Here is a 4,615-nt window from a genome sequence, read left to right as displayed (position 1 = left end):
CCACCAACGACGACGAACACGCCGTATCCACCGTCACCGCAGGACCCTCGAAACCGAACACATACGAAATCCGACCCGAGATCACACTGCCCGCGGCACCCGTCATCAGGTAGCCCTCCAGCGCCTCACCCGCGGCGCCCGCTGGAGGGGCATAGTCCTGCTGCATGGCTCCGACGAACACCCCGGTGTTGCTGCCCCGCAAAGAATCCGGACCGATCCCCGCCCGCTCGAGCAACTCCCACGTCGACTCCAACAACAGCCGCTGCTGCGGATCCATCGCCAACGCCTCACGCGGCGAGATCCCGAACAACCCCGCATCGAACCCGGCGACATCATCGAGGAACCCACCACCACGGGCGTAGAACGTACCGACCTTGTCCGGATCCGGGTCGTACAACCGACCCAGATCCCAACCCCGGTCACCGGGAACGCCACCCACGACGTCCACCCCGGCGGACACCAGATCCCACAGATCCTCCGGCGAACCCACCCCACCCGGATACCGACACGCCATCCCCACGACGGCGATCGGCTCGCTCGCCCTCGACTCGATCTCCGTGAGTCGAAGGCGCACATCGTAGAGTTCGCTAGTGACGCGCTTGAGGTACGAGGCCAGCTTGTCGTTGTCAGTGGACATCGTGAGAGCCCTCCGGTTCTGTTCCGAACTGCTGATCGATGAAGTCGAACACTTCCGCCAGGCTCGCATTGTCGAGAGCATGCCGGACATCGGTCGTCGCTCTGTCCGAGATGGTGCGGGACCACAGGGCCACAAGGTCCTGCAGTCGGTCGGCCACCGCCTGTCTCGTCGGATTGTCACCAGGTAGGGAGTCCATGAGCATGGTTTCGATGCGGTCGAGTTCCGACAGTACCGAGACCTCGGTGTCCGAGTGCATCTCGGTTTCGGGCGCCAACAGTTCGACGAGGTGGCTGGCCACTGACTCCGGCGAGGGGTGGTCGAAGACCAACGTCGCGGGTAGGCGGGTGTCGGTGAGTGCGGAGAGTCGGTTCCGGAGTTCGACGGCCATCAGCGAGTCGAAGCCCATCTCCTTGAATGCCTGCTGCGGTTCAACCTGGGCGCCGTCACCGATGCCGACGACGGCCGCGATCGCACCGCGCACGGCGTCGAGCGCGATGCGGTCCCGGTCGGTCTTCGGTGCCCGGACGAGCAACTCGGCAAGCGAGGTCTCGGGCACTTCCCGGCTTGCGGCCGTTATCCGACGCGTCGCCGCGACCAGCGGTGTCCGGAGCCGGTCGAGGTCCAGACGGGCAGCCTGCACCGCGGGCCGGCCGGACCGGACACCTGCATCGAACAGGGCGAGACCGTCCGAGTTCGACATACCGAGAACACCGTTTCGAGCGTTGCGCTGCAGATCGCGTTCGCTCAGGTGACCCGTCATTCCGCTCGCCTCGTCCCACAGTCCCCAGGCGATCGACAGTGCGGGCAGACCGAGGTCACCACGCAGGCGAGCGAGGGAATCGAGTGCTGCGTTGGCGGCGGCATACGCGGCTTGCCCGACCGACCCGAATGTGCCCGCGATGGAGGAGAAGAGAACGAAGTGCGCCAGGTCGGTACCGAGGGTCAGCTCGTGGAGATTGCGAGCCGCAGTAAGTTTCGGTCGCATCACCGCCTCGAAGCGCTCTGTCGTGAGCGCCGACAGAGTTCCGTCGTCGAGCACACCTGCGGTGTGGATGACGGCGCGGAGATCCGTGATGGACGAGAGGAGCCTCGCTAGATCGTCCCGGTCTGCGACGTCGCAGGCACGAATGTTGACCTGCGCGCCGGCGGCCTCCAGTTCCGCGCGAAGCTCGGCCGCCCCGGGTGCCTCGGAACCCTGCCGACTGACCAGTGTCAGGCTACGGACGCCGTATGCGGAGACAAGGTGCCGCGCCGTAAGTGCCCCGAGGACGCCGGTCCCTCCGGTGATCAGTACGGAGCCGTCGAACGATGCCACCGGCTGTTCGCTCGACTGTATCTCGTTCAGGCGCGGTGTGACCAAGCCACCGTCGCGCACGGCAACCTGCGGATGCCCGCATGTCATCGCTGCCGTCGCCAGCTCGCATCCGGCGTCCATGTCCCCCGCAGGTAGGTCGACGAGGACGAACCGATCCGGGTGCTCCGACTGCGCAGACCGCACCAGGCCCCAGACTGCACCGTGTTCCGGGTCCGACTCGGCGTCTCGCGTCACCACCGCGAGGCGTCCCGAGTCGGAAAGCGCCCAGTCCCGGAGACGGGTCAGCGCGGCGGCCGGCGGACCGTCCACCTCGTAGACATCGTCGATGGTCGCGGTCGGTGTAGTCGCTACCGGCACCCAGTCGATGCCGAAAAGCTGCCCGTTATCGACCGCTCGACTCACCGCGAGGTGGTCGGTGTTGATCGGCAGCGACTTGAGCGACTCGATGAGGACGACCGGAGCGCCACTGACATCAGTGGCCTGCACTCGGGTGGCTCCGGCCCCGTTCGGGGCCAGCGTGACCCGCAGCGTGGTCGCTCCCGTGGCGTACAGCCTGACCCCGGACCAGACGAAGGGCAGTTTCACCGCGTGGTCGGCCGATTCGCGTACGAGTTCGTCCTGGACGACGGGGTGGAGTGTCGCGTCGAGCAGTGCAGGATGGATGCCGTACTGCCGGATCGCGGTGTGCTCGGACTCCGGAAGTGCGACCTCCGCGAAGAGCGTCTGCCCGTTTCGCCACATCGCACGCATACCTCGGAACGCGTGACCGTACCCGATTCCGTGTTTCCGGAGGGTGTCGTACACCCCGTCGAGAGGTATCGGTTCGGCGCCCAGAGGCGGCCACAGGGTTTCCCACCGTGGGACCGATTGCAGCGCAGGAACGACGGTCGCCGAGGCGTGTCTGATCCACTCGCCGTTCGTCTCCGAGTGAATGGTCACAGCTCGCGCGCCCGATTCCGCTGCGGAGCCGGTCACTGTGCGGACCACGACCGTTCCACTTTCACTTTCCGGAATCAGAAGCGGGGTGTGGATGACGAGTTCCTCGATGTCACCGCAGTCCACGTGTTCCGCCGCACGAAGCACCATCTCCACCAACGCGGCACCGGCGACGATCGCGTGATCGTGTACTCGGTGATCGGTGAGCCACGGGTGGGTGGACAACGACAGTCGAATCGTGTGGACGAATCCTCCCCGGTCTGGCAGTTCGACGGTGTCTCCCAGCAAGGGATGGTCCACAGTCGACTGCGCCTGCGCGCCGGTGGGTTCGAGCCAGTAGGGGGTGTGTTGGAACGCGTACGTCGGAAGATCGATCACACCGCCTCCCCCACCGACCACCGACCGCCAATCCACATCGACACCAGCAGTGAAAGCCACACCCACCGAACGTAGGAACCGATCGAACCCGCCCTGATCACGCCGCAGCGACTCCACCACCACCGAACTACCGCCGGCCACGTCCACACAGTCCTGCATCGCACCGGTGAGCACCGGATGCGGACTCACCTCGACGAACACCCCGTACCCCAGCCCGGCCAACGCCTCGACACCCTGCCCGAAACGAACCGGCTCACGCAGATTGCGGTACCAGTACCCCGAATCCAGATCGGCACCATCGACCCATCCATCGGTGACCGTCGACCACAACGGCACCACACCCGAACCCGGCGACACCTCCACCGCGACAAGCGCATCCCGGATCCGCTCCACCTGCTCCGAATGCGACGCATAGTCCACATCGATCCGACGCGCCCGCAACCCGTCACGCTCACAGTCGGCGACGAACGCGACAACCTCCTCGACAGGTCCACACACGGTCGTCGACAGCGGCCCGTTCATCGTCGCCACCGACAACCCCGGCCCCATCCGACGCTCGGCCTCCTCCGCCGAACACCACACCGACGCCATCGCACCGTCACCGGACAACGCAGTCAACGCCGCGCTCCGCAACACCACCAGACGAGCGGCATCCTCGACGGACAAGATTCCTGCCACACACGCCGCAGCGATCTCTCCCTGCGAATGACCGATCACAGCAGCAGGTTCCACACCACACGAACGCCACAGCTGGGCCAATGACACCATCACCGCGAACAACACCGGCTGAATCACATCGACCCGGTCCACACCCTCACCGGTCCGCAACACCTCGATGACCGACGCACCACCCGCCGCGACCACCGCCGCGTCGATGCGCTCGATCCACTCGGCGAACACCGGTGCCGAGTCCAACAACTCCGCACCCATACCCACCCACTGCGAACCCTGACCGGGGAAAGCGAACACCACCCCGGCCCCGGCGTCACCCGGACCACCGACCTCCACCGCGTCAAGCCCGGCCAGCAACCCGTCACGATCCGACCCGACCACCACCGCCCGATACGGCAACACCGCACGCGAGGACACCAACGACGCAGCCACCGCGACCACATCGAGATCGCTACGCTCACCGACAAACGACGACAACCTCTGCGCCTGCTCGCGGACCGCGCCCGCAGACTGACCCGACAACACCCACGGCACCACACCACCCACCGCAGACGTCACCGAATCGTCCACCGACACATCCTCGTCGGGAACCTGCTCGACAATCACATGCGCATTCGTCCCACTCACGCCGAACGACGACACACCCGCCCGCCGAACCCGACCCACCTCAGGCCACA

The 4,615-nt window shown here is 66.1% G+C and carries 2 protein-coding genes; both read right to left on the bottom strand.

Translation table 11 applies throughout. The annotated features are described in order from the left end of the window. Positions 1–637: beta-ketoacyl synthase N-terminal-like domain-containing protein (locus tag ACFYVR_RS26875; protein ID WP_387479427.1), on the bottom strand; the 637-nt coding region annotated here is incomplete at its 3' end. Beyond that, complete coding sequence (locus tag ACFYVR_RS26870) at positions 627–4,544, bottom strand: SDR family NAD(P)-dependent oxidoreductase (protein ID WP_387479424.1); 3,918 nt, start codon at positions 4,542–4,544, stop codon at positions 627–629. The genes ACFYVR_RS26875 and ACFYVR_RS26870, both read right to left, overlap by 11 nt. Between the last annotated feature and the right edge of the window lie 71 nt (positions 4,545–4,615).

Origin of the sequence: Rhodococcus sp. NPDC003318 (assembly GCF_042879035.1) — a bacterium.
GTDB lineage: Bacteria > Actinomycetota > Actinomycetes > Mycobacteriales > Mycobacteriaceae > Rhodococcus_G.
This window is presented reverse-complemented; position numbering and strand designations above follow the sequence as displayed.